We start from the raw sequence: 24963 nt of genomic DNA, 5'->3' as shown, positions 1-24963 counted from the left end.
TTTAGCAGTATTTAGGGCAGTCAGGGCCGTTAGAGCCGTGGTCTCCTGAAGAAGGCATATCTTTAAGTCCACTTCTATCCTCTACAAGGTTATTTCCATATTTATCAGTTGCTACCAGTACAAGTGAAGGCTCTCCTTCCTCAGTTTGTCCCATATAAAAACGTATTCCTACAGCTTCTTTCTTTTCAAGAAACTTCATTAAAAACTCCTTTCCGTAAAATTGAGCTCTAACCGGGTCCTTTTTCCCTAGTTTTTCTTGCTCTGCAAGATAACGCCCTTGTTTTTTAGAGGCTTCTTCTGCCGTGATAAATTCTCCTTCGTTCCCGTTAAAGATGACTTTTTGTTCCATGTTTAAAATTGATTTGAATGACTATTGAAAACATCAAGTTAGAGAATCGTTGGCAGTAATTTTGCAATGGTTAATAGTGTAAGTAAGCATTGGTTTGATTTTCAGTGGTTTACAGGTTTGATAAAGTAACTTGTACCCGAGAAATAGGGTATAATTACCTAAAGAGTTTGAGGGTGAAAATGTTGAAGTTAAAACAAACTTAACCCCATATCTATTGACAAAACAGTGGAAAACGCTTACATTCGTTTGTTAAGCTAAAATCAAAACACACGATTTTAAGACTATGCAGAAGGTTAAATATTTGGTTGAGAGCAGACTTTTCGGGGTGTGTTCAGAGATAGGCGAAAGGCTAAACTTTTCGGCTAGCAGCATACGCCTATATTTTATTTATGCTTCGTTTTTTACCTTGGGATCTCCAATTTTGATTTATTTGATCATGGCATTCTGGATGGAATTCCAGAAACACCTCAGACGTCATGAGAATCCTACCTTTTGGGAGCTTTAGCGATCTACCTCACCCATTACCACGTCGATAGAGCCCATGATGGCCATCAGATCGGCAATCATACATCCTTTTGATAATTCTCCGAGTACAGAAAGATTATTGTAAGAGCATGCTCTACATTTAACCCTTTCAGGTATATCAGATTTGCCATTGGTTTTGAAGTAGAAACCGAGTTCTCCTTTTGGATTTTCTGCCCTGCAATAGAACTCCATAGCCTTTGGCCTGATTTTTTTAGGTACCATAGCCTGAGGATCAAAATCGCGAGTGCGTTTATGCTCCTTATTGAGTTTCTCCAGACACTGGTCAATAATTTTCAGCGATTCCCAACATTCCTGTACACGTACATAGTTTCTATCCCAGCAGTCACCTGTGGTGCCTACTTTGCCCTCACCAACAGGAATCTCAAAGTCGAGGTCAGGATAGACAGAATACCCATCTACACGTCTTAGGTCATATTTGAGCCCACTGCCTCTTAATACAGGACCAGTACAGCCGTAATTTACGGCCATTTGCAAAGGCAAAACGCCAACATTGGCTGTTCTATTGATGAAGATGTGGTTATCAATAAGAATATTCTGTAGCTCTTCCAGCTTAGGCCTGAGGTACTTGGTAAATTCTGCACATTTCTCTTCAAAGCCTACCGGAAGATCATAGAAAAGGCCACCAATCCAGACATAATTATAGAGCATTCTGGCTCCACTGAGCCACTCAAGCATTCTCATGATGGTTTCTCTATCTCTGAAAAGCCAAAGAAATGGAGTAGCAGCCCCGATATCAAGTCCGTAGGTGCCGATAGCAATAAAGTGAGAAGCAATTCTATTGAGCTCTGCTACCAAAACACGTATGTACTCTACACGTTTAGGTATGTCATTTTCTATGCCCAGCATTTTTTCTACACCCATAGCCCATGCATGCTCTGAGTTCATGGCTGCCAGGTAGTCTAGTCTATCTACAAAGGGTATAGCCTGATTAAAAGGAACCGACTCAGCATGTTTTTCGAAACAGCGATGCAGATAACCCATATGAGGGATAACGTCTTTGATCACTTCTCCATCAGTAAGCACCTCCAAACGCAAAACGCCATGGGTAGAAGGGTGCTGAGGACCGATGTTGATCAACATATCCTCAGATTTCAGCTCAGACTGTTTGTAAACAGTAGGTTCAGAAATCGTTAGAAATTCCGATTGGTATGTAGTACCTGTAGTAGACATGGGCGGTAAAGGTAATCAGAAGTAAAATAGAATCTAAAGCAGATTAATTCTAAATCGTCGAATAAATATCCGCATTTCTCGATAGTCTATCGGATTACCGAACAAATTTTCAATCGATTCCATTGTATAGGTATTCAACCAAAACCATGATGAAGCAAATACTTTTACTATTGATAGCTCTCCCTCAACTTCTTCTGGCTCAGAAAGTTGAAGTTTCAGGGGCACTACAAGATCAGGAAACAGGGGAGCTTCTTCCTTTTGCTACGGTAGCTTTTTATTTCTCTTCAGATAGTTCTACAGCCTATGCAGGCCTTACTGATGATTCGGGAGTGTTTAGAGCAATGTTGGATCCAGGCTCATCTTATTACGGAACTGTGGAATATGTAGGATACAGCTCTAAAAATATCACCAGTCCATTACTTCAGCCGCTTGAGGAATCTGCGAACTTAGGTTCAATTGCCATGAATTCAGGAAGTATTTCATTGGAGGCAGTAGAAGTAAGAGCCGAGAAAAGCCAAATGGAGTTTGAGCTAGACAAAAGGGTTTTTAATGTGGGCAAAGACCTAACAAACGGAGGAAATACGGCCGCTGATATTTTAGATAAAGTGCCTTCGGTGAATGTGGACCCAGAGGGTAATTTAACTCTTCGTGGAAGTTCGGGTGTTCAGATTTTAATTGACGGAAAACCTTCAGGACTTCTGAGCTCGGGAGATACAGAGGCATTGATGAGAATGCAGGGTGATATCATTGATAAAATTGAAGTCATAACCAATCCTTCTGCCAGATATGAGGCTGAAGGCGAGGCTGGAATTATCAATATCATCATGAAGAAAAATCAAAAGAAAGGCTTTAATGGTTCTTTTGGCTTAAATGCCGGAGTTCCTCACAATCACGGTGCTTCTTATAATCTGAATTACAGAAAAAAAGACTTTAATTTCTTCTCAAATTTTGGGATTGACTATAGACGTGCACCTGGTTTTGGATTCTCTACCCAGGAGTTTTATGAAGGTGGTAACCTAACAGAATCTTACACCGTAGATACGGACTCAAAACGAGGAGGAATCGGAGGGTATGTGCAGTTTGGTACCGATTGGATCATCAATGATCTCAATACCCTAACAGGTTCTGTTTTGCTCCGTAGAGGAAAGGACAATAACACCTCAACGGTGATCTACGAGGACTTTGATGGTATCAATACCCTTCAGACGTTTAGAGACGTTATTGAGACTGAAGGAGAAAGGAATATTGAGTCCACTTTGAACTATAAAAAGACCTTTGAAAACTCTAAAAGAGAATTCAATTTCACTTTCAAATACATTTTTGATAAAGAACTGGAGCTGGCAGATTATGAGCAGTTTGTGGGGAGCAGAGCAGAACCGCCACTATTGCAATACTCCAGTAATACTGAAGATGAAGTAAATACATTACTACAAGCAGATTATATACATCCTTTTAATGAAAACAGTAAGGTAGAAGCTGGTTTAAGAGCCGCTTTAAGAACCATTGACAATGTTTTTACAGTAGAAGAGCAGCAGAATGGTGAGTATGTAACCTTACCAGATTTTGATGATAATCTGGCCTATCAGGAGAATATTTACGCGGCCTATGTGATAGGTGGTCACAAGTTTGACAAGCTAAGTATACAGGGTGGGCTAAGAACCGAGTTAACTGATATTGATGCACGATTATTGAAATCTGGTGCCAATAATGATCAAAACTATCTGAGTCTTTTCCCGAGCACCACGTTTTCTTATGAAATGAATAGAGATAACCAGATTCAGGCGAGCTACAGCCGCAGGTTATCTAGGCCTTTTTTCAGAAGACTTTTGCCTTTCTCCAATTTTAATAACCCAAGGAATAACTCAATTGGTAACCCGGGATTACGACCAGAGTTTACAAATTCTACCGAGCTAGGCTATTTGAAATTTACGGAGAACGGGACATTCTTAAGTAGTGTCTATTACAGGCATACTACGGGAGTAATAGAAACCATCATTATTCCGTCTGATGATGGCACCACCATCAGATATCCCGTGAATCTGGCAGAGAGAAATGCCTATGGTCTGGAAATGAATTACACCACAAACCCTTTCAAATGGCTTGATGTAACCAGTGACATCAATTTTTTTAGAGCCAGAGTAAACGGAAGCTTCGAAGATCAGGATTTGTCCAGCGACACATATTCTATGAACGGAAGGATTAGCACCAAGTTTACGCCGGGAGATATGTCACAAATACAATTAACGTATGATTATGATGCTCCGCAGAATACCACGCAAGGGAGAACACTCTCTATGTCGTCTTTTGATGCAGCCGGTTCGCTGGATGTTTTCAAAGGAAACGGTACTCTCACGCTTTCTATGCGTGACATTTTCAATACTCGAAAACGCAGAAGCATCACAGATTTACCAGAGTTCTACTCTGAAAGTGTTTTTCAATGGAGAAGAGCAAGGTCTTTTGTGTTGAGTTTGAACTACCGTCTCAACCAGGAAAAAAGAAGAGGTGATTTACTCAAAGAGGAGAGAGGAGGTTAAGTACGGTACTGACATAGTTTTCTTTTTATAGCGGAAGCAACATTTATAATTGTTATATTGACAATTAATATATCAACCTTCTACCTATTGAAATGAAAATGAAGTTAAGCGTATGGCTTCTAATGCTGTACTATCTTTTTGGTTTTGAGTCCAGTGCACAAATTGTATTGCCTAAGTTAGTCAGTGATGGAATGGTGCTTCAGCGTGAGAAGCCCGTCAAAATATGGGGCTGGTCTTCACCGAAAGAACGAATCATCCTCACTTTTGATCAACAAAAATTTAAGACAAAAGCCGATGAAAGTGGCAATTGGGAAATAACCCTCCCCGCTCATAATGCAGGTGGCCCGTTTGAGTTTGTCTTAAAGGGTAAGAATGAAATTAGGCTTGAAAACGTACTTTTTGGAGATGTTTGGTTAGCTGCAGGTCAGAGTAATATGGTGCATCAGATGCAGCATCATGATGTTACTTATGCCAAAGACATTGCCGAGGCATCTAACTCCCAGATTCGTCAGTTTCTTGTACCTACCACTCCTGAGTTGAATGGCCCTTTAGAGGACTTCAAAGGAGGTTCTTGGAAAGAGGCTAATCCAGAAAACGTTAGGGAATTTTCTGCGGCAGCTTACTTTTTTGCCCAGCAAATTTATGAAGAGGAAAAAGTGCCGATTGGTATTATAAATGCCAGTGTAGGAGGCACACCCATAGAAGCCTGGACAAGCGAGGAGGGGCTTGCCGATTTTGAGGAGCTCACCAAGAAAATTCAGCAAAATAAGGATGAAGAATACGTTCGTTCTCTCAGACGTGCTCCGTCAGTAAAAAAAGCTGTGGTAGACAGAGGCTTAACTGGTGAGAATAAATGGTTTGAATTGAGCTATGAGCCAAAGAACTGGAGACAGATTACAGTTCCGGGTTATTGGGAAGACCAAGGTTTAAAAGACCTTAACGGTACGGTATGGTATAGAAAAGAAGTGGATGTACCTGAAGGCCTGGCCAATGATGAGGCCAAAATCTTTATTGGTAGAGTCATAGACGCAGACGAGGTTTATATCAATGGAGAGAAGGTAGGTGGCAGAACGTATCAATACCCACAAAGGATTTATCCAATAGACCCGGGAGTGCTTAAAGCTGGCAAGAATACCATTGTGGTGAAGGTGACCAATTATGGTGGTAAAGGTGGCTTTGTGCCAGATAAGCCTTACTACATTGCCAGTGTACAGGATACTGTTTCTTTAACGGGAACCTGGTCGTATAAAATAGGTGAAGTGTTTTATCCAGGAAATTCTGGAGGTGGCTACGGGTTTTCAGCCCAAAACCAACCTACGGCCTTGTATAATGGAATGGTAGCACCAGCAGAAAACTATGGTTTGAAAGGTATTTTATGGTACCAGGGTGAAAGTAATACAGGTAGACCTTTTGCCTATGAAGCTTTGCAAAAGGCTCAGGTTGTCAATTGGCGAGAGCAATTTAAGCAAGGAGAATTACCATTTATATATGTGCAGTTACCCAATTTTATGGATTACACTTTTGTACCCACAGAGAGTAACTGGGCACAGCTCAGAGAATCTCAGAGAAAGGCTTTATCTGTGTCAAATACGGCCATGGTTGTAGGTATTGATCTAGGGGAATGGAATGATATTCACCCGGATGATAAAAAAAGTGTGGGTGAAAGAATGGCTCTTTCTGCATTGAAACTCGCTTATGGCAAAGACATAATAGCCAATGGGCCAACCGTCTCGAAGGTAGAGAGAGTTGGAGATGAAGTTCTTATACATTTTGATCATGTGGCTGGTGCTTTGCAAAGCAAAGACGGAGAGGAAATCCGTGAGTTTGCCTTAGCTGAATATGACAAACAATTCAAGTGGGCAGACGTTGAAATTGACGGTGAAAGTATAGTCCTCAAGGCGGATGGTATTTCCCAGCCTCGATTTATTCGATATGCCTGGGCTAACAATCCTGACGTTAATTTAATTAATGGTGTTGGTCTGCCGGCTGTGCCTTTTGAGTGGGAAATTGATGAGCCTAAAAAGCTATGGCAGGGAAGAAAAGCAGCAGTGGTGCTCACATATGATGATGCATTGAATGTTCATTTAGACAAAGCTATTCCTGCCTTGAACGAATATGAACTTCAAGGTACTTTTTATCTGACAGCATTTTCAGAAGCCAGTTCAAAAAGAGTTAAAGATTGGAAGAGGGCAGCCTCCTATGGTCATGAATTGGGGAATCACACACTTTATCACCCTTGCGATGCTCGTAAGCCAGGTAGGTCATGGTTAACAGAGGAACGGGATTTAGGTAGATATACTACCCAACGTATAGTGGATGAGGTGAGTATGACTAACACTTTTCTCAATGCTTTGGATGGAAAATTAGAACGAACGTTTGCATACACTTGCGGTGACACTGAAACTAGGGAAGGTTCATTTGTGGACGCTATTGCCGATGATTTTGTGGCTTTGAGAGGGGTAGAGGGTCAGTTAAATATCATTGGGCGAACTAACTTGAAGAATGTGTACAGCTATGGCATCAACGGAGAAAGTGGAGATGAATTAATAGCCTTGGTCAAAAAAGCTGAAGAGGAGAATGCCTTGATTACGTTCTTGTTTCATGGTGTGGGAGGTGAGCATTCGTTGAATGTTTCTGAGGAAGCTCATGCAGAATTGGTCAAATACCTTGGACAGAACAAAGACAAAGTGTGGACAACCACAATGCTTGAAGCAGCACATCATGTTAAAGAATTTCAAGACTAAAACCATCATTCGAAAATGAAGAAGTTAACAAGCCTTTTCAGTCTGTTGCTTATTGCAAATCTTGCTTTTGCTCAGCAATATTCACCTGTGGTAAAAATGTCAACCCAGGAGGCCATGAAACATATGATGGATCAATTGGGCATTCAGGAGCTCCGTCCCGGAGCCAGTAGTAATCCAGATTCGCCCAACTATGCAAATTATGACGAATCAAAGGCAAATCCCTGTCCTGAATTACCACCATTATTAACATCGGTTGATGGTCAGGAAATTAATACGGCCGAAGAATGGTGGAGCAAACGCAGACCTGAATTACTAGCCCTTGCAGAGCAGGAAATCTATGGGAAAATCCCTCAAAATGTTCCTGATGTCAATTGGGAGGTAAAAATAGTGGATCGGGAGTTTGTAGGTAGGACGCCGGTAATTGCCAAAGAACTCGTAGGCCATGTAGACAACAGTTCTTATCCCTTAGTTGATGTCAATATTAAGATGATGCTCGTGGTACCCACGAATGTGAAAGGGCCTGTGCCTGTATTAATGATGTTTGGTAGACCAAAGTTTCCTGCACCAGCCCAACCTAACGATGAGGATTATGCAAAACTGAATGAAACTTTCAGGGAATTGATGATTCAGCATGATCCTTCAATCAAGGAGACCTTGGACAAATACCCAGCCTACGCTCCGCTAGATAGGTTACAATCGACTCCGTGGTATTTTTCTCCTCCGGCTAATGGAGAGTCACCGGGTACAGAACAGCTTTTGGCTGCTGGTTGGGGTTATTGTACTTTATTAACCTCAAGTGTTCAAGCTGATAATCATGAAGGTCTTACTGAGGGCATAATAGGACTGGTGAATAAGGGTCAGCCGCGTTCGCCAGAAGATTGGGGTGCTCTCAGAGCTTGGTCTTGGGGAGCTGCCAGAGGTTTGGATTATCTGGAAACGGACTCTTTGGTAGATGCTAAGAAGGTGGGAATTGAAGGTGTCTCTCGCTACGGTAAAGCAGCTTTAGTCACCATGGCTCTTGAACCACGATTCGCCGTAGGATTGATAGGTTCTTCAGGCAAAGGAGGAGTCACACTACACAGAAGAGTTTTTGGCGAAGCAGTAGAAAACCTAACTGGCGGAGCCAATTACTGGATGGCAGGTAATTACATGAAATATGGTGCAGAGAAATCAGATTTTGCAAAGATGACTGGTTGTGATTTACCTCTGGATTCGCACAGTATGATTGCCCTTTGTGCACCTCGTCCGTTATTTATCAGTTATGGAATCCCTGAAAAAGGAGATGCCTTATGGCTGGATCAAAAAGGTAGTTATATGGCTACTGTGGCAGCAGGAGAGGTTTACAAATTACTCGGGGCAAAAGATATTGGTGTTACCAACGACTACCTCCATGAGTCTATGCCTCCTGTTTTAGAAAGTCTACTCGACGGTCAGCTCGGCTGGCGACAGCATGATGGAGGCCATACAGATCAGCCTAACTTTCAACACTTCATTCCTTGGGCCAGCCGTGAGTTAGGATATGAGAAGTAGGGTCTGGTTTGGGGTGTTTTCTTTACTTATTGATCGTGCCTAGTGTACTCGGTTGTAGTGGGTTGAAACCCGGTATTGCCAGATATTTTGGGTCTCTAACCCTTAGGCAAACGTTTAAGATGCATCGCATCGTTCTTATGGATTAAGGTCGGGTTTCAACCCGACCGTTTAACCTCGAACTTGCCTTATAAAGTTACAACAGATGACCCATTGCCTTAAGCTCCCATAAAGTGTAACTTAGATCAACAACTTTGGAATAGATTCACATGGCAAATTCTTATCATCAGGTTTACCTTCAACTTGTTTTCGTGGTTAAATATCGAGAAGGGCTTCTTCATAAAGATTGGAGAAAAGAAGTTTTCGGTGTCATTGGTAACTTAATCAATGAAACGGGTTGCAGAACAATAATTGTGAATGGAGTGGAAGATCATGTTCACTGTCTTGTTAGCTTGAGACCAGCAGTTTCAATTTCAGATTTAATGAAAGTAGTGAAGGCCAAGTCTTCAAAATATATCAATGACAGAAGATTGACAAAAGGTAGATTTGAATGGCAAAGAGGGTATGGGGTATTTTCCTATGCCAAATCCCAGGTAGATACTGTTTATAGATATATTCAAAACCAAGAAAGACATCATCAAAAACGTACTTTCTCTGAAGAATACTTAGAATTTTTAGAGAAGTTCGAGGTAGAGTATGATGAGCAATATCTCTTTGAGGAGTTGAAATAGTGTTTTAGATAGAGATAGCGAAATGCTAAAATAAACTATAGAAGCCAAGTTTTTAACTTTTCTAAAATGATCGAGATCTAACGTATCGAATCTACAGACCAAGATCGAGCCTCAACCCGACCGCTTTGCGGAGAACCTGTCTTACGACGTAGTTGCATCGTGCCCATGGCACTTACTCTCCCTTGTTTGGCTTGGTCTTAGTATAGCGGGTTTAAACCCGCGATTGCTAGATATTTTGGGTCTCTGACCCTTAGGCTCGCTTTTTAGATGCATTGCATCGTTCCTATGAGTCAAGGTCGGGTTTCAACCCGACCGCTTAACAGACAAGCTGCTTTACGACGTAGATGCATCGTGCCCATGGCACTTACTCTCCCTTGTTTGACTTAGTCTTAGTGTAGCGGGTTGAAACCCGCTATTGACAGATATTTCGGGTCTCTGACCCTGACTCAGGAGTTTAAGATGCATCGCATCGATTATATTGACCAAGGTCGGGTTTCAACCCGACCGATTTACGGAGAACCTGTCTTACGACGTAGATGCCTCGTGTCTATGGCACTCACTCACCTTTTGTTGGCTTAGTCTTAGTATAGCGGGATGAAACCCGCAATGGCTAAATCTTTCGGGTCTCTGACCCTGACTCAGGAATTTAAGATGCATCGAATCAATTCTATAGACTAAGGTTGGGTTTCAACCCGACCGTTTTACCTAGACCCAGCTTTACGACGAATAAACATCGTACCCGTGCTCTCTGATGCTCCAAACCGTGTTACAACCCGACCGCTTTTTGAACTTTTACCACTAATTATGGATTTATAAACCCTGTATGCATGAGATAGAACCGTATCATAATTGGCAGAAGTATTATAGGGCAGAAAGAGATGTGAGATCTCCGTTTTTTGGTCGGGAATATGGCATCTACTACGAAGATACTGTCTACGGCTATTACATTGATCCACGCTGGGATCCTTTGGGTTCTGAAACACTCTATTGCAAGATTTTATATACAGATTACGGTCTTGGGGCCTGTGTAATAGAGCTTTTTGGTGAGTGGAATGACACCTTGCATAACGATAGTATGCATTTTAAACGCAATGTGGTAGATCAGCTTCTAAGAAATGGGATTAACAAATATATTTTGATTGCCGAAAACCTGTTCCAGTTTCATGGTGGAGATACCGACTATTATGAAGAATGGTTTGAGGATTTAGAAGATGCCGGCACAGATGAAGGATGGATAGCCTTGCTGAATCAGCGTAAGCATATTGAGGAGGAAATGACGAAATATCGCCTCGATTATTATCTTAACATGGGTGGAACTCTACAGTTGAGCAATTGGCGGACAGCTAAGCCCAAACAGCTCATTGCATTGGTAGATCAACTAATGAAAAGGCGATTAGGAGCCTAATCTTCTTTTAATTCTTCAGAAGGTTTGGCGGTGCTTATTTTATAGACAAGATAGCCAATACCTATAAGAAAGTGAAGGACAATTATGACAGCAACAAGAGAGACAAAAGTCATTTTTGTTTGAAGTAAGCTCTTTATTTTGCTGCGTTCTATGACTAGTGTTACACAACTTAATTAGGATTAGGATGAAAAACATCAAGCGGAAGAAGAGATACATCTCCAATTAAACCGGAGGGCATCGGCTTCCAGAGGGTAGCATCAAACTTCTGATAGTCCTTATTGACCATATTGATTTCGTAAAAGTTTTTCCATTCTTCGCCTCGCATTTCTTTCGCTCTAATTCGGTTGGCCGCCAGATTCGTGACCTCTATTTCCAAAAGGTTGCCCTTGCTTTTAAGCCCACTTAAAACGACTTCAAAAGGATTTGCCCAAAGCCATGCCACCTCCTTACCGTTAAGGTAAATTTTAGCACTCTCTCTCACATCGGGCAATTGAAGAAGCCAGTTCTTTACATCACTATTGGGGGAATCAAAACGGACAGTATACTTGGCAGTTCCAGAAAAATTTTCAGCTTCTGAACCCAATTCAGTCCATGAATTCAACTCAGGTAGCATGGTGGGTTGAGGCAGCGTCGGACCGCCTTCCAGGAACTCCAATTCATAAGGACCCTCAATATTATAGCTTACATTCTGTTCCTTAAGATATTGATGACCTTGAAAATGCTCTTTTGTGTTTGTTTCGATAATAATGCTCTCCCCAGCTTTCAGCTGAAGATATAGCTTGATTCCTTTTGAAGTAGCTAGTGATTTATTGCCTGTATTTGGATTGACAAAAATGGCTGAGCTTCTCAATTCATTGAGTGAAACCCAATCGTCGAAATCATTTGCAGTATGATTGACGATATAGTAGATGAATTTATCATCATCTTTTCTTCGAATAAATTTGAGATCATAGCTTCTCAAAGCTTCCGGCGTGATGGATTCTTCTCTAAGCTTTTCAATGAGATTTTCAGAGTTGGTTGTTTCAATTTGTCTACCTAACTTTTCTAACGCTAACTCTCTACTTTCAAGGTCAAAATTACCAGGAACGGTCTGAGGTGTACTTTCAAAAATGATATTTGCACCCTCTCTTTTCAAGGCCACCAATTTTTGCATTGTCTCTAAAGGCATATGCTTTGTCTCTGGAATTACAAGTGCTTTATAGCTACCTCCCGGCAAGACAAGAAGCCCGTTATTTACTTTCGCCTGAGAGATAAAATCATCGGAAAAGAAATCAACTTGATATCCAGACTTAATCAATAGTTGATTAGTTCGGTAGAATGGAGTGTTTAGAAGCCACTCATCCAGAGAATGTATTTTAAACTGAAAGAAAAGCTGGCCTTTCAGAAAATCATGATAAGTGTCTTCAATAGGCCAATAAACCCCAATTTCATTATCAGGGACACCTTTTCGTAAATATTTCTGACAGTTTTCAATATAATTAAACAAGGCAGGAGCATCTTTCCAGATGGTCATTTGCGGACTGAAATTCACGGAAGCATAGAACTTCCATCCCGGCCACTCTGCTGTAGGAGGTGAGTAGGTAGATCCATGTAGAAATACGTGATTGATACCATTTAACAGAAGCTCTTCCAGCTCGGGTTTACATTGAGAGACTGCAGTTTTAAAGTGATCACGTAGCCATGTGAAAGATTCTGAAGAGACCAGAGGCCTCCCCATCACATGAGCAGCAGAGCTCGAAAATTTTAGCATCACCGGATCTGCATCACCCTCCCTGATGTCCTCTGCCTCCCTTCTAAAGCCAGGAATATCAAATGGCATAGAACCAAAAGTTTCACATTCAGGAATATCTGCTGTGGCATACAAATCGAGGAGGTTACCCGGAGAGCCATGGGCCTGTAGTTTGGTTTGGAAACCTTTTTTATTTGACCAGCGGGTCCATGTTTCATTAAACTCTTCTTTTAGTAAGTCTGAGAGTGTTCTTCTGTAGTCAGCACGAACTCTGTTGATAGTTTCACTATCAGTTTTTTCTACCAGAGCAGGTAAGTAAGGCTTTATTGAGTAACCTCTTTTGGTTTCAAACTGCTGTAAGAAGTCAGGAGTAAAGTCGGTGCTATATACTTCATAGCTGTCATTAAATATAGCTCTAATAGGAGCATTCAGCTTCTCAGAATATGGTTTGAGATAATCTTCAAGAGCATTTTTAGAATAATGATCTACCGTAAAGCCCTCTCCACCCGGGGCAGCACGTTTTACTTTTTGCCCGGTTTTACCGGCAAAGAATAAATAAATTTTACCATCAATTGAAGATTCCCATTTCAATCGATTATTGACGATTTGCTTCTCAATATTTATGGTTTCACCAGTATGATTTACTGCTATGGCCGCTACCAGCGGCTCAAAAGATGGCGTCTCAATGGCATGATCTATAGTCTGGCTCTTTGAAACTTCTAGAAGCTCATGTCGTAGTTTGGTGGCTGCATGTTCAGATTCTACCTGCGGGCCTCCGTAAGGCCAGCCGGTACCTAAAACCATGTCTACTTTTAATCCGAGGCTATCAGCAATATGAGTGGTGTAGTTGAGTTTCTTCAGGTATTTGTCAGATAAGAAAGGTAAAAAGTTCTCATCCTCACCTTTGACTCCGTAAATAGGTGTGATTTCTACGCCGCCTAAGCCTGCTTTGGCAAATTGTTCAAGATTATACTTTATGCCAGCTTCATTGACAGCACTTCCCATCCACCACCATCTTGTAAAGGGTTTAGTGTTCAGTTCTTTTTGCTGTGCACAGGCCGCAATAGACAGGCAAAAAGCCAAAGAGAGTAGCTTTATTTTCATAATTTATATGGGTTGAATAGGTAGTTCAAAGAAAAGGGAATTGTCTGACTAGACTGTCCTAGGGACGCACAAAAAAAGCCACCCAAGGGCGGCTTTATTCATATAAAGACTTTGTAACAAATTACTCTCCGATACTATCATAAACTTTAACCGTACTCCATAGATGACCGTAGTCTTCGATAAACTTCAGGTGAATGGGATCTTTCTGGTACATCTCTTCCTCCTCCAGATTTTTGAAGAAGCACATCCAGCTTACTTGATAGTCTTTCACAATTACCTCACGGTCTGTAGATGCCGGGAAACCAATATAATGGGCCTGAATAGTCTCTACTTCAGCAAGTTTATTTAAACCTTCCACTAGCTTATCTCTGTCTTCTACACTTTCAGGATTATTCAGATAAAAATAAACGTGGTGAATAAATGGGTTGATATCTGCTGGCTCAGAAAGCGGGTCAGTGGTTACCTCAGTCACGTTTTCTTCTACCGTTGTAGTCTCGGTATTACAGGCTATTGCTGCGGCTGCCAGAAGTAAAATGCTTAATTTTTTCATTCTTCTTATTCGAATTGGGTTTAATGATTTTCAAGGGCTAATTTACGTTTTTATTTAGTTTAATGAGTGCATCACAGATTCGGGTTTTTTTAGTGGATGACCACGAGTTGGTTTTAGAAGGTTTAGCCACACTTCTCTCTGATATTGAAGGAATAAAAGTGGTAGGCAAATCCACCAAAGGAGAGGAGGTACTGAAAAACTATGGACGCCTCCAGCCTGATATTATCATCTCTGACCTCATGATGCCGGGGCTTGATGGATTTCAGCTTTTGAAAGAAATCAAAGCAAAAAAGCCTGATCAAAAGATTATGGTACTCTCCATGTCTGAGGACGAGAACTCTGTAAATAGAGCCATATCACTTGGTGCTGATGGCTATATACTCAAGAATGAAAAGAAGGTTATTTTTGAGAGTGCTTTACATGCTGTATTAGAAGGCGGAAAATTCTTTAGCCCAAATGCCATGAAGGCCTATATCGGCAAATCATCTGTGGCTCATCCTTTGACCCAAAGAGAAATTGAAATTGCTACGCAAATAGCTTCAGGAAAGTCTAATGCTGAAGTGGGGGAAATACTAAATATTAGTGTGCAAACAGTGGCCACACACCGCAAGAATATTTACCGCAAGCTTGATCTCACCAATACAGCTTCTTTGGTCAATTATGCCATTTCACAAGGTTGGATTCAATAAAAGTCGACCGCTTTATAAAAACATACCCTGTTTAGGGTATGAATATACCAAAATCAGGGGATTGTAGAAGGCTCCGGCCGGACTGAGTTTTGTAAAAACGAAAAACAGTCTGGTCATGAAATACAAATTTGAAAACGTCAGGGGCTTTAAACAAAGGAGACTTCAGAAGAAGGATATCGTAATGATAGAAGGAGATGAAAACTACTCCATTTTTCATCTTACCAGCGGTACTAAGTTTACCCTTGCTAAAACCCTGAAACAATGTGAAAGCATCTTTGCGGATGTCAATTTCATCCGATCTCACCGGTCTTTTATTGTGAATCTGGATCACTGCAAAAGCTTTGGTAGTACTGAAGTAAGGCTTACCAACAAACTTACTGCTAAAATCTCCAGAAGGAGAGCTGCATTTCTTTATTCTCAAATTTCTTAATGCCAATCTCACGAATGAATAAGTATTATTTCTTTTTCTTAGCCATGCTTTTTTGTCTGCCAAGCTATTGTCAACAGACTGTCATTTGGGATGGAGGAGGTGATGGTGTTTCATGGGAAGATAAGCTTAACTGGGATACTGATGAAGTGCCAACTGCCAATAGTGAAGTTAGGATTCAGACAGCCTCTACCAATGTGATCATTAGCAGCAGTACCACCGTCAAAAGTATAATTTTTGGGAACCCCTATACCATTACCAATACATTGACGATTAATGCGGGTGTGACTTTGACCTTAGATGTACCCGTCAGCTATGGGCTAGAGATTAATAGAGGAATATTAATAAATGAGGGTAAAATCTATATAAATCGAGGAGGCTTTAATACAGCACAGTATGGAGGTATAACGCTGAGAAATGCCACGCGTTTTGAAAATAGGGGAGATATAGAACTCTATTATTATACAGGTAGAGTGGGTTTGATGATCGATGGGATTCCTACCCAAGGGGTCTATTTTGGAGGTTCTTTCACCATGAATTATGCATGGCAAACAGCCATTGAAATTGACGGCCCTTTTACTAATTATGCCTCCGTTACTTTGGAGGATGGGGTAGATGGATTTACGATAGATGGTGATTTTAAAAACTATGGAAACCTAAACTTTCATGATATAGTCTATGCCGTCAGGCCACAGTATCTAAAAGTGCTCAATGTTCCGCAGATCAAATTTGAAAACATGGAAACCGGGGTATTTTATTTAAGTGATCAAAGTAGATATGGCTTCTATGATGAAGAGTTATTGGTGGTAGAGAATAAAGGTAGATTTGTAGGAAATGATTTTACATCGTTTGGAAAAATGAGAAAGTTTACCAACGACTCTCTCGTTACGGCCACAAAAGGGGTTGCACTTTTTTCAACCATACATATTACCAATAACGGAACCATCAACTTTACCGATGGAAGAATTTTCCCCAATTCAACTCTTTTTTGGACTCGTGAGTTTATAAATAATGGAAATATTCAGGTTAGAAAGGCTGAAAGTCTAGTTCAAAAAACAACTTATCCAAACTATGGCAATGCTGCGAGTTCTGAAGTATTTAGAAATTTTGGCAGAATAGAGGCGAATGTTATCAATGACGGTTTTCTTCTTGACTCAATGGCATTTCAGAACTATCAGGGAGGAGAGATAATCATAGATACCATTTTTAATAAAGCTCTTGATATGTATAATGGTTACTCAGGTACAAGTTTTATCAATAGGGGTCTTTTTCAGGTTAGTAATCAATTTGATAATGATACACTTATCAATATCCGTAGTACTAAGGGGAATGTTTTTTCCAATGGCTCAGATGGAATTATTCGGTTAAATAATATCTCAAATGGCATTTCCATTACCACACAGGAGATGAACCCGAACAAGACATTCTATAATGAGGGAATTATAGAAATTAGCGAAGTCTCAAACGAGACAGGTAATGCTTTTGGCGTTTTCAAAGACAGTAATTATCGATTTTACAGTCAAGGCCTGCTTGATATCAGAAATGTGGCCGGTACAGGACTGATTATAGGGCCTCAATCAAACAAGGGGTTTACCATAGAAGGAGAGTTTAAAGGGCTAAACAATCGAATATCTATTCTCAATCTTTCTGAGTCTACTGAAAATGATAACCGTCTAATTGTGGAGTCTTCTTCACTTCTATATTCGAGAGGGGATTCATTGTACAGCATTCTAGATTCATCAAGTAACCCGCTCAATAATTTTGACTGTAGTATCATAGATGTAGAAAATATTAAGAAAGTCTCGAGTATTGTGGCCGTTTTTGGGATGGTGAAATTAAATAGACCAGGAAGTGACTTTACTGCATACGGCTTAAATGGATTACTTATAGATCCCTTCGGCGAAGTGTATCCCAGTATGAACTCTAGTCAAAGAAACAATATGGATGTTTCTTTTGGAATTGGCGGACCCATTTCTGAAGGTTTGACAGAATCAAATGTTTTATTAGAGACGGGCTATTACCTCTCTACCTATAATGGGTTTTATCTGGATACAGCTTTGACCCAATCAGCAGGAAACTATGATGCACTGACGGGTAATTTTACGCCAACATTTACAGATCCTACTCAGGATGAGATTTACTTTTCATACACCCTCGGAAGTACTGGATGCCAATACACTGGCAGTATTCCAATAATTAAAGAGTGCCCAACTGAGCGTATCGACAATCACTTTACAGGAGCCGTAGATACAGACTGGCATAATTTTGATAATTGGTCGCTAGGTGTAGTCCCCAATGTATGTCATAAGGCCATAATTCCAGATCACCTGAAAGCGGTCATTTCCTCAGGAAAGAAAGCAAGGTCAGCAGGTTTGGAAACCGTTTCAGGGGCTGTACTAGAGGTTGAAAGCGGGAGTGTCGGGGATTTTTATCTTTACTAAGTAGTAGGTATTTGAAACTTTATCAAAGTGCCACTCTCTGAGCTATTAAGTTCTTGAGTGGCATTTATGTTAGCCAGTCTTTCTTTCATACTTAGAAGTCCCTTTCCTTTCCCAAATTCTTCTGCTGTCATACCCTTGCCGTTATCTTTTACCGAGATGCTTAACTCCTCTTGGGTTTGATGAATACTGATCTCTGCCTCGGTAGCTTTGGCGTGTTTCAGGATGTTATTGCAGCACTCCATGACTATGGCGTACATATTCAGCTCTATTTTTTTACCAAAACGTTCCTTTGTATTACTCGTGAAATCAAACCAGACCGGCTGAGCTGCGTTTAAAGATTCAGCATATTTTTCTAGGGCCACTACCAGCCCTTCCTTTTCCAGGCTTTCAGGAAGTAAGTTATGAGAAAGGTTTCGGAGATCGCTGTAAGCCGAGTCAGTCATGTGAACAATCTTCTCATAAATCCCTTGTTGAGCTTCATTGAGACTATTTTTATCAATGCCGCTTAGGCTAAAGTTGATGGCAGAAATGACACTTCCAAGGTTATCGTGCAGGTCTGAGGCTATTCGCTTACGTTCTAAGGTTTGACCTTTGGTCATTGCTTCCTTTATCTCATCATACGCCTGCTGGAGTTCGGCTGTTCTTTCTTCTACTTTCTTCTCCAGACCTTTATTAAACTCTTCTATTTCATCTTTTTGCTCTTCAATCACCGCATTCTTTTTATTCAATGAAGAATTGGTATACCAAAGTCCTAGCCCAATCCCCAGCAGCACGATGATACCGCCAAAAAGCATGATTTGCTGAAGTCGTTTATTTTCAATGTCTTTATTGAGGTTGGCTATCTCTAATTGATCCTTTTCTGCGTCATACTCCAGCTCCTGTATCTCTGCCTCTTTCTTTGAGTTTTCGGCGTCAATTTCACTTTTTAGCTCATAATATTCCTTTTGGTATTTCATGGCTTGTTTATAGTCGCCTTTCAGTTCATAGACAGCCATCAGGTTTGTCAAAACTACCCTTAAAGGATTTCTTAGGTTCATTTCTTTTAGAAGAGGAAGAGCTCTTAAACCATACTGCTCTGCTTTATCTATTTTGCCGAGCATTTCTGCAAAGTGAGTAAGATTTGCCAGGTCAAAGGCTATATTATACCTGGATCCCATTTTTTCATTTAGAGCCAGAGATTTCAGCATATACTCTTCACCGAGTTTTCGATCTCCGTTATAAAAATGAGCAAGAGCCACATTAGAAAAAAGGAAAGCGTCTACCCGTTCATCTTTTAACTCTTTGGCTATTTTAAGCCCTCGGTTAAAGTATTTAATGGCCTCTACATTATTGCTGTCGGCATAATAAACTGTTCCTATTGAGCCTAAAGTGAAAGCTGCTTTTTGGCGGTCTCCTATTTCTATGAAAATATCATACATTTTATTGAACCACTCGATAGCCTTTTCCCGATTGCCAGTATATAAAAACACATACCCAATCTCCTTAATGATCAGTGCTTTTACCGGCTTGTTGTCTGTTTTTTCTATTTGTCTGTAGGCTTCAAAAAGTATCTTACTAGCAACTTCATAATTGGCCTGCAGGGCATGGGCTCCACCAATTAAATAATTTGCTTCAGCAGCATTTTCAAGTAGATTATGGGCTAAAGAAATTTCAAGAGCTTCCTCTGCAATAAAAATTGTTGAGTCAAGTTCATCGAGATCATTAAAGTAGTGATTTGCAAGATTTAGCAAGGGACGTATCCTACTGGTGTCACTTTTTGATAAATCCTTCAGTACACTTTTTAGGGAATCCGTTGGTGGTTGAGATAGTACTAAAAGAGGGATTGAGAGTAGGGCTAGAAGTAGTGTTTGTTTCAAAGGGGCTATTCGTTTTCAGCAGGCTAATATAAACGTCAAAGGCCGTTTTCCCATAGTTTCAGGAAAAACGGCCTTTTGAATCTGTTGTTTCTCAGACGATTAACTCGCCAGTATTTGTTCTATTTCAGATAACTCACCTGTAGAGAACTCTTTATTATCCAATGCTCCCAATGAGTTTTCTAACTGCGAAACTCGAGAAGCCCCGATAAGTACAGTGGTAATTCTCTCATCTTTCAAAAGCCATGCAATAGCCATTTGAGCCAAAGATTGACCACGTTTTTCAGCCAGGATGTTCAGCGATTTAAGTTTACCCACCAGGTGATCGTTTATCTCATCCTTTTGAAGGAAACCATGTTCTAAATCTGCTCTGGAGCCTTCAGGGATACCATTGAGATATTTACCTGTCAATAACCCTTGTGCCAGTGGTGAGAAGGGAATACATCCCACACCTTCATCACCCAAAACATCTAAAAGGCCTTCTTCCGGCTCACGAACCAGCATACTGTATTTTGGCTGGTGTATAAGACAAGGTGTGCCTAAATCTTTAAGAATAGCGACAGCCTCCTTGGTTTGCTCAGCATTATAATTACTAATACCAGCATATAAAGCTTTCCCTGATCTAACAATCTGATCAAGTGCACCCATGGTTTCTTCCATTGGTGTATCCGGGTCCGGGCGGTGTGAGTAGAAGATGTCTACATAATCCAGCCCCATTCTATTAAGAGACTGATCACAACTGCTGATCAAGTATTTTCTGGAGCCCCATTCGCCGTATGGCCCCGGCCACATATGATACCCTGCTTTTGAAGAAATGATCAATTCATCACGGTATGCAGCAAAGTCTTTTTTCAGAATTAAGCCAAAGTTTTCCTCAGCCGAGCCCGGAGGCGGCCCATAGTTATTTGCCAGGTCAAAGTGCGTTATACCAGCGTCAAAAGCTGTTCTTAAGATAGCTCGGTAATTTTCGAAGGTATCTACTCCACCGAAATTGTGCCATAGGCCCAAGGAAATTTCCGGTAGTCTGATTCCACTTTTACCACATCTTCGGTACGTCATGTTATCGTATCGTGATGCACTAGGTACATAGGTCATACTTTTTTTCTGTTTTTATTAAGATAAAAGATTTCAAACTCAGGAGCAGACTCTTGAGTTTATTGATAATATTTTAATTCACGAATCATGGAAGTTGGATCATCTTTGAGTGAGGCTCCATTTTCTTTACCATAAATGATGAACAGCAGGTTTAATCTTGCTTTCATAAACCTTATCAATTGCAATGGTCTGTTCCCGTGTAAGATTAGTTGCTGTAAGAGCCGCCAAATTTGAGTCTACCTGATCTGGCCTGCTGGCTCCTGGAATTACACAGCTTATAGCATCATGATTCAAAATCCATTTCAAGGCCATTTGGGCCATGTTTTGGTCTTTCAATATTCCTTTTAGTTCCTCTACAGCATCCAAACCTGTTTGGTAATCAACTCCAGAGAATGTTTCTCCTTTGTCAAAAAGCTCTCCATTTCTATTGAAGAAACGGTGGTCGTCTTTGCCGAAAGTTGAGTCTTTGGAGAACTTCCCGGTCAGAAGGCCACTCGCTAAAGGCACCCTGGCCAGTATTCCGATATTTTTCTTTTTGGCCTGTTCAAAAAACAACTCAGAAGGTCGCTGTCTGAACATATTGAAAATGATCTGGACAGTCTCTACATTCTCAAATTCAATGGCCTTCAAGGCTTCTTCCACCTTCTCTACGCTTACGCCTAAGTGTTGAATTTTACCTTCTTCTTTGAGCCTTTCAAATAACTCAAAAATTTCTGGTCGGTAATAGACTTCAGTGGGAGGGCAGTGCAGCTGAATCAGGTCAATAGTCTCCAGCCCCATACGTTGAAGACTATCTTCTACAAATTTGCGGAGTACCGCTGGTTGGTAGGCCTCATTTACATGTGGGTTTAATTGTCTCCCACACTTACTGGCTACGTAGATTTTCTCAGATCTGCTTTTGATAAGTTTGCCTACGGCGGTTTCACTCTGGCCAATCTCATTGCCATATACATCGGCTGTATCAATAAAATTGACACCACCATCTACCGCAGTATTCAATATCTTTTCAGCACTCTTGAAGTCAAAAGGATCTCCCCATTTGCCACCAACCTGCCAGGTGCCCAAGCTGATTTCAGAGACTTCTATTCCGGTTTTTCCGAGAGGTCTGTAATTCACAATTTCAATAGGTTTAGGTAAAAACTAGTTGCCAAAAATCAGTTTTGCATTTCGGATTAACAAATATGAATAGTCGAGATTCTTGATGAAGTGGATAAAAAGTAAAGGAGCAGACTTAATTGAACCAAGAACCCTTATTTTTGCGGCATGAATTTGAAAAATGATTTGCTGCTCAGAGCAGCACGCGGCGAAAAAGTAGAACGTGTACCAGTTTGGACCATGCGTCAGGCGGGTAGAATTCTCAAAGAATACCGTGAGGTAAGAGCCAAGGCAGGCAGTTTTATAAACCTGGCTAAAAGCCCAGAAATGGCTGCTGAAGTGACCATTCAGCCTGTAGACATACTTGGAGTAGATGCCGCCATCATTTTTTCAGATATTTTAGTGGTGCCAGAGGCGATGGATTTGCCCTACGAAATGGTGGAGAAAAAGGGCCCATTATTTCCTAAAACTGTCAAAACTGCAGCTGATATTGAGGCTTTGAACGTTACAGATATAGAGGACAGACTCAGTTATGTAATTGAAGCCATTAAGCTTACCAAACAAGGCTTAGAAGGAAGAGTGCCATTGATAGGTTTTGCCGGGGCACCATTTACTATCTTATGTTATATGATAGAAGGTCAAGGCTCTAAAACCTTCTCAAAGGCTAAGAAAATGCTGTACACCCAGCCAGAGCTTGCACATACGCTTCTTCAAAAAATTACTGACGTCACTATCACCTACCTGAAAGCCCAAATAGCTGCCGGAGCTAACCTGATTCAGGTATTTGATAGCTGGGCTGGTATACTATCACCTCAGCAGTACAGCGAGTTTGCCACTCCGTACATCGGGCAGATTTGTGAGGCCATTCAGGAAGTGCCGGTTACGGTGTTTGCTAAAGGTGCTTACTTTGCCAGAGAAGAGATCGGTCAGTTAGACTGTCAGGTAGTGGGGCTCGATTGGAACATGAATATCGCTGAATCCAGGAAATTGATAGCTGGTAAAACACTTCAAGGTAATCTGGATCCTTGTGTGTTATACGCAGAAAAACCTGAGATCAAAAAGCATGTTTCTGCCATGATGGAGTCTTTCGGAAAGCAAAAGTATATTGCAAACCTGGGTCATGGTGTTTATCCTGATACTGATCCGGATAAGGTAAAGTACTTTATTGAAACCGTTCAGGCTTGGTAGATTAAATAAAGTCGGGTCATTTGCGTTTAATAGATATTAAAATCAATGACTATGATCGCTAAAATAAGTTCTGTACTCTGCCTGTTCGTTTTGCTAACAGGTTGTGTTTCACAATCTCCGTTTGCTTCAGAATATGCTTATCTGGCCGAGGAGCATCAAGTTTTGGCCGTTTTACCTTTTACCGTAAAATTTAACGAGGCTTATAAGTCAAGACCTACCAGAAGCAGAATGAGACCCGATGAGGCTTACTGGCAAGAGCAACAGCGTCTGGCAGGGCTGGATCAGCAAAAAGAGTTTTTCAAGTATCTGGCTCAGCAAGTAGAGAAAGGTCATTTTGTGAAGGTTATCCAGGATTTTACGCAAACCAATGAGAAATTAGCCGCTGCCGGAATCAGGATTTCAGATATCAATAGAGTCAACCCTGCGAGATTAGCAGAAATTCTAAATGTAGATGCCGTACTCGTAGGCTCTACAGAGGTGAATGTTTCTTTGCCGGGCTTTGGAATACCTTCAAGAGACGGAACATTCACCAACGTTACGATTTACGATAGAGCACTAAAAGGGCCGGTTTGGACAGAGGAGGTAAGTAACAGACCCACCAGCGGAATGGATACTCCTGCCAGACTTGGGAATGAGAACCTTCGTCAATTAGCAAAGGCAATGCCTTACTAAATTAGCCATTAATCAAACCGATAGCCTCTAAGGAAGTCTGCCACGGCCATTCTACGCTTGCCTTGTAACTGTAATTCAGTAATTTTTAGCCAACCATCAGCCGTTTTATAAGCCAGATAGTTTTTGCCGTCAGTGGCTATTTGTGTAGGTTCCTTCAGAATAGCATCATCAAAATGCTCTTCCGTTTTTTCGGCTTTGAAAACTTTCAAAGTCAGGCCATTCAGGCTAGTCCAGGCTGCGGGGTAAGGACTCAGGCCTCTGATAAAATTATAAATATCCTGCGTGTTTTTTGACCAGTCAATTTCACAGGTTTCTTTATGGATTTTTGGTGCAGGTTTTAATTCTTCAGAACTCTCAAAAAGCTCATTCTGTGGTATTTGAGGGTAGTTGTCTTCTTCTATGGCTCTAACAGTTTTCAGAACCAAATTGGCACCTAAAACCATCATTTGATCATGCAATTCACCGGCATCCATATCTTCATGAATTGGAAGTGTTTCTTTAAACATGATATGACCTGTATCTATTTCTTTCTCAATGAAAAAAGTAGTAACTCCGGTCTCTTTTTCGCCATTGATAATGGCCCAGTTAATAGGTGCAGCACCACGGTATTGCGGTAGTAATGAACCGTGAAGATTAAATGTGCCTTTGGTAGGCATATCCCAGACCACTTCAGGAAGCATCCTGAAGGCCACCACTACCTGTAAATCTGCGTTGAAAGATTTTAGTTCTTCCAGAAACTCAGGGTTCCTTAATTTCGGAGGCTGGAGAACGGGTATGTTCTGACTAACTGCGTATTTTTTGACAGGCGTTTCACGTAACTTTTGACCACGGCCAGCTGGCTTATCGGGTGCAGTAATGACCGCTACTACATCACAATTATTCTCCACCAAAGTTTTCAGACTTTCTACAGCAAAGTCTGGTGTGCCCATAAAAATTATTCTCATCAGAAACCCTTGTATTTTGCTGCAAAGCTATGAAATAAAGCCGCTTTAATTATTTCCTAGGATATTGCGATGACAAGATTAATTTGTAATTTTGGTTTTCATAGTTTGAAAATGAGAACGAGAACCAAAACATTTCTGGACCATTATCGAGAATGAGATAGTTTCATTTA

Annotated in this window: 19 protein-coding genes; 11 read left to right on the top strand and 8 right to left on the bottom strand. The window is 40.9% G+C overall.

The genetic code is table 11. The features are described 5' to 3' along the window. Position 1: 1 nt before the first annotated feature. Positions 2-349, bottom strand: a complete 348-nt coding sequence (locus ACUXV0_RS09645) for a hypothetical protein (RefSeq protein WP_446189341.1) — start codon at positions 347-349, stop codon at positions 2-4. 283 nt (positions 350-632) lie between these two features. On the opposite strand from ACUXV0_RS09645, the gene ACUXV0_RS09640 reads away from it, so the two are divergent. After that, positions 633-854, top strand: coding sequence for a PspC domain-containing protein (locus ACUXV0_RS09640; RefSeq protein WP_446189340.1), 222 nt, complete (start codon positions 633-635; stop codon positions 852-854). On the opposite strand, the gene ACUXV0_RS09635 is transcribed toward ACUXV0_RS09640, so the two are convergent. After that, positions 851-2065 carry an NADH-quinone oxidoreductase subunit D gene (locus ACUXV0_RS09635; protein WP_446189339.1) on the bottom strand — a complete coding sequence of 405 codons (1215 nt, stop codon included), beginning with the start codon at positions 2063-2065 and terminating at the stop codon, positions 851-853. The two genes, ACUXV0_RS09640 and ACUXV0_RS09635, sit on opposite strands and share 4 nt — an antisense overlap. Positions 2066-2211: 146 nt before the next feature. Between ACUXV0_RS09635 and ACUXV0_RS09630 the strand changes: the two genes are divergently transcribed. The 5 genes from ACUXV0_RS09630 (at position 2212) to ACUXV0_RS09610 (ending at position 11006) form a co-directional block, all read left to right on the top strand. Next, positions 2212-4599, top strand: a complete 2388-nt coding sequence (locus ACUXV0_RS09630) for a TonB-dependent receptor domain-containing protein (RefSeq protein WP_446189338.1) — start codon at positions 2212-2214, stop codon at positions 4597-4599. 98 nt (positions 4600-4697) lie between these two features. Continuing rightward, positions 4698-7343 (top strand): sialate O-acetylesterase, encoded by a 2646-nt coding sequence (locus ACUXV0_RS09625; protein ID WP_446189337.1) that lies wholly within the window; start codon positions 4698-4700, stop codon positions 7341-7343. 15 nt (positions 7344-7358) lie between these two features. Continuing rightward, on the top strand, positions 7359-8873 hold the full coding sequence (locus ACUXV0_RS09620) for an alpha/beta hydrolase family protein (RefSeq protein WP_446189336.1): 1515 nt from the start codon (positions 7359-7361) through the stop codon (positions 8871-8873). Positions 8874-9139: 266 nt separating this feature from the next. Further along, positions 9140-9601 carry an IS200/IS605 family transposase gene (gene tnpA / locus ACUXV0_RS09615; protein WP_446189335.1) on the top strand — a complete coding sequence of 154 codons (462 nt, stop codon included), beginning with the start codon at positions 9140-9142 and terminating at the stop codon, positions 9599-9601. 823 nt (positions 9602-10424) lie between these two features. After that, positions 10425-11006 carry a hypothetical protein gene (locus ACUXV0_RS09610; RefSeq protein WP_446189334.1) on the top strand — a complete coding sequence of 194 codons (582 nt, stop codon included), beginning with the start codon at positions 10425-10427 and terminating at the stop codon, positions 11004-11006. Between the two features lie 169 nt (positions 11007-11175). On the opposite strand, the gene ACUXV0_RS09605 is transcribed toward ACUXV0_RS09610, so the two are convergent. After that, the gene (locus ACUXV0_RS09605; protein WP_446189333.1) at positions 11176-13839 is read right to left on the bottom strand and encodes a glycosyl hydrolase; all 2664 of its coding nucleotides are present in this window, start codon (positions 13837-13839) and stop codon (positions 11176-11178) included. 121 nt (positions 13840-13960) lie between these two features. Beyond that, positions 13961-14389, bottom strand: a complete 429-nt coding sequence (locus tag ACUXV0_RS09600; RefSeq protein ID WP_446189332.1) for a Dabb family protein — start codon at positions 14387-14389, stop codon at positions 13961-13963. A gap of 62 nt (positions 14390-14451) precedes the next feature. Between ACUXV0_RS09600 and ACUXV0_RS09595 the strand changes: the two genes are divergently transcribed. The 3 genes from ACUXV0_RS09595 (at position 14452) to ACUXV0_RS09585 (ending at position 17946) form a co-directional block, all read left to right on the top strand. Beyond that, positions 14452-15078 (top strand): response regulator, encoded by a 627-nt coding sequence (locus ACUXV0_RS09595; protein ID WP_446189331.1) that lies wholly within the window; start codon positions 14452-14454, stop codon positions 15076-15078. Positions 15079-15193: 115 nt separating this feature from the next. Further along, positions 15194-15508, top strand: coding sequence for a LytR/AlgR family response regulator transcription factor (locus ACUXV0_RS09590; RefSeq protein WP_446189330.1), 315 nt, complete (start codon positions 15194-15196; stop codon positions 15506-15508). Positions 15509-15522: 14 nt separating this feature from the next. Then, complete coding sequence (locus ACUXV0_RS09585) at positions 15523-17946, top strand: hypothetical protein (protein ID WP_446189329.1); 2424 nt, start codon at positions 15523-15525, stop codon at positions 17944-17946. Here ACUXV0_RS09585 and ACUXV0_RS09580 read toward each other — a convergent pair. From ACUXV0_RS09580 to ACUXV0_RS09570, 3 genes are all read right to left on the bottom strand, one after another. Beyond that, positions 17943-19676 carry a tetratricopeptide repeat protein gene (locus ACUXV0_RS09580; protein WP_446189328.1) on the bottom strand — a complete coding sequence of 578 codons (1734 nt, stop codon included), beginning with the start codon at positions 19674-19676 and terminating at the stop codon, positions 17943-17945. The genes ACUXV0_RS09585 and ACUXV0_RS09580 overlap by 4 nt on opposite strands. Before the next feature lie 225 nt (positions 19677-19901). Beyond that, complete coding sequence (gene mgrA / locus ACUXV0_RS09575; protein WP_446189327.1) at positions 19902-20894, bottom strand: L-glyceraldehyde 3-phosphate reductase; 993 nt, start codon at positions 20892-20894, stop codon at positions 19902-19904. Between the two features lie 126 nt (positions 20895-21020). Further along, positions 21021-22010 (bottom strand): aldo/keto reductase, encoded by a 990-nt coding sequence (locus ACUXV0_RS09570; protein ID WP_446189326.1) that lies wholly within the window; start codon positions 22008-22010, stop codon positions 21021-21023. A 147-nt stretch (positions 22011-22157) separates the two neighbouring features. Here ACUXV0_RS09570 and hemE point away from each other — a divergent pair, with 147 nt between their 5' ends. Together hemE and ACUXV0_RS09560 are read left to right on the top strand one after the other, a co-directional pair. Then, entirely contained in the window at positions 22158-23177 is a 1020-nt protein-coding gene (gene hemE, locus ACUXV0_RS09565) for a uroporphyrinogen decarboxylase (protein WP_446189325.1), read from the top strand. Between the two features lie 51 nt (positions 23178-23228). After that, positions 23229-23849: a hypothetical protein gene (locus ACUXV0_RS09560; RefSeq protein WP_446189324.1), complete on the top strand. Its 621-nt coding sequence runs from the start codon at positions 23229-23231 to the stop codon at positions 23847-23849. 8 nt (positions 23850-23857) lie between these two features. On the opposite strand, the gene fmt is transcribed toward ACUXV0_RS09560, so the two are convergent. Beyond that, entirely contained in the window at positions 23858-24793 is a 936-nt protein-coding gene (gene fmt / locus ACUXV0_RS09555; protein WP_446189323.1) for a methionyl-tRNA formyltransferase, read from the bottom strand. Positions 24794-24963 lie beyond the last annotated feature (170 nt).

It is taken from the genome of Jiulongibacter sp. NS-SX5 (assembly GCF_052828545.1).
Note: the sequence above shows the minus strand (reverse complement) of the source record. Positions and strands in the feature narration are given on the sequence as shown.

Coding starts and splice junctions, on each gene's coding strand:
- ACUXV0_RS09600 (WP_446189332.1), bottom strand. CDS start 14,389: ATGAAAAAATTAAGCATTTTACTTCTGGCAGCCGCAGCAATAGCCTGT.
- ACUXV0_RS09560 (WP_446189324.1), top strand. CDS start 23,229: ATGATCGCTAAAATAAGTTCTGTACTCTGCCTGTTCGTTTTGCTAACA.
- ACUXV0_RS09590 (WP_446189330.1), top strand. CDS start 15,194: ATGAAATACAAATTTGAAAACGTCAGGGGCTTTAAACAAAGGAGACTT.
- fmt (WP_446189323.1), bottom strand. CDS start 24,793: ATGAGAATAATTTTTATGGGCACACCAGACTTTGCTGTAGAAAGTCTG.
- ACUXV0_RS09610 (WP_446189334.1), top strand. CDS start 10,425: ATGCATGAGATAGAACCGTATCATAATTGGCAGAAGTATTATAGGGCA.
- ACUXV0_RS09630 (WP_446189338.1), top strand. CDS start 2,212: ATGATGAAGCAAATACTTTTACTATTGATAGCTCTCCCTCAACTTCTT.
- hemE (WP_446189325.1), top strand. CDS start 22,158: ATGAATTTGAAAAATGATTTGCTGCTCAGAGCAGCACGCGGCGAAAAA.
- ACUXV0_RS09640 (WP_446189340.1), top strand. CDS start 633: ATGCAGAAGGTTAAATATTTGGTTGAGAGCAGACTTTTCGGGGTGTGT.
- ACUXV0_RS09605 (WP_446189333.1), bottom strand. CDS start 13,839: ATGAAAATAAAGCTACTCTCTTTGGCTTTTTGCCTGTCTATTGCGGCC.
- ACUXV0_RS09595 (WP_446189331.1), top strand. CDS start 14,452: ATGAGTGCATCACAGATTCGGGTTTTTTTAGTGGATGACCACGAGTTG.
- ACUXV0_RS09635 (WP_446189339.1), bottom strand. CDS start 2,065: ATGTCTACTACAGGTACTACATACCAATCGGAATTTCTAACGATTTCT.
- ACUXV0_RS09585 (WP_446189329.1), top strand. CDS start 15,523: ATGAATAAGTATTATTTCTTTTTCTTAGCCATGCTTTTTTGTCTGCCA.
- ACUXV0_RS09620 (WP_446189336.1), top strand. CDS start 7,359: ATGAAGAAGTTAACAAGCCTTTTCAGTCTGTTGCTTATTGCAAATCTT.
- ACUXV0_RS09625 (WP_446189337.1), top strand. CDS start 4,698: ATGAAGTTAAGCGTATGGCTTCTAATGCTGTACTATCTTTTTGGTTTT.
- tnpA (WP_446189335.1), top strand. CDS start 9,140: ATGGCAAATTCTTATCATCAGGTTTACCTTCAACTTGTTTTCGTGGTT.
- ACUXV0_RS09645 (WP_446189341.1), bottom strand. CDS start 349: ATGGAACAAAAAGTCATCTTTAACGGGAACGAAGGAGAATTTATCACG.
- mgrA (WP_446189327.1), bottom strand. CDS start 20,894: ATGACCTATGTACCTAGTGCATCACGATACGATAACATGACGTACCGA.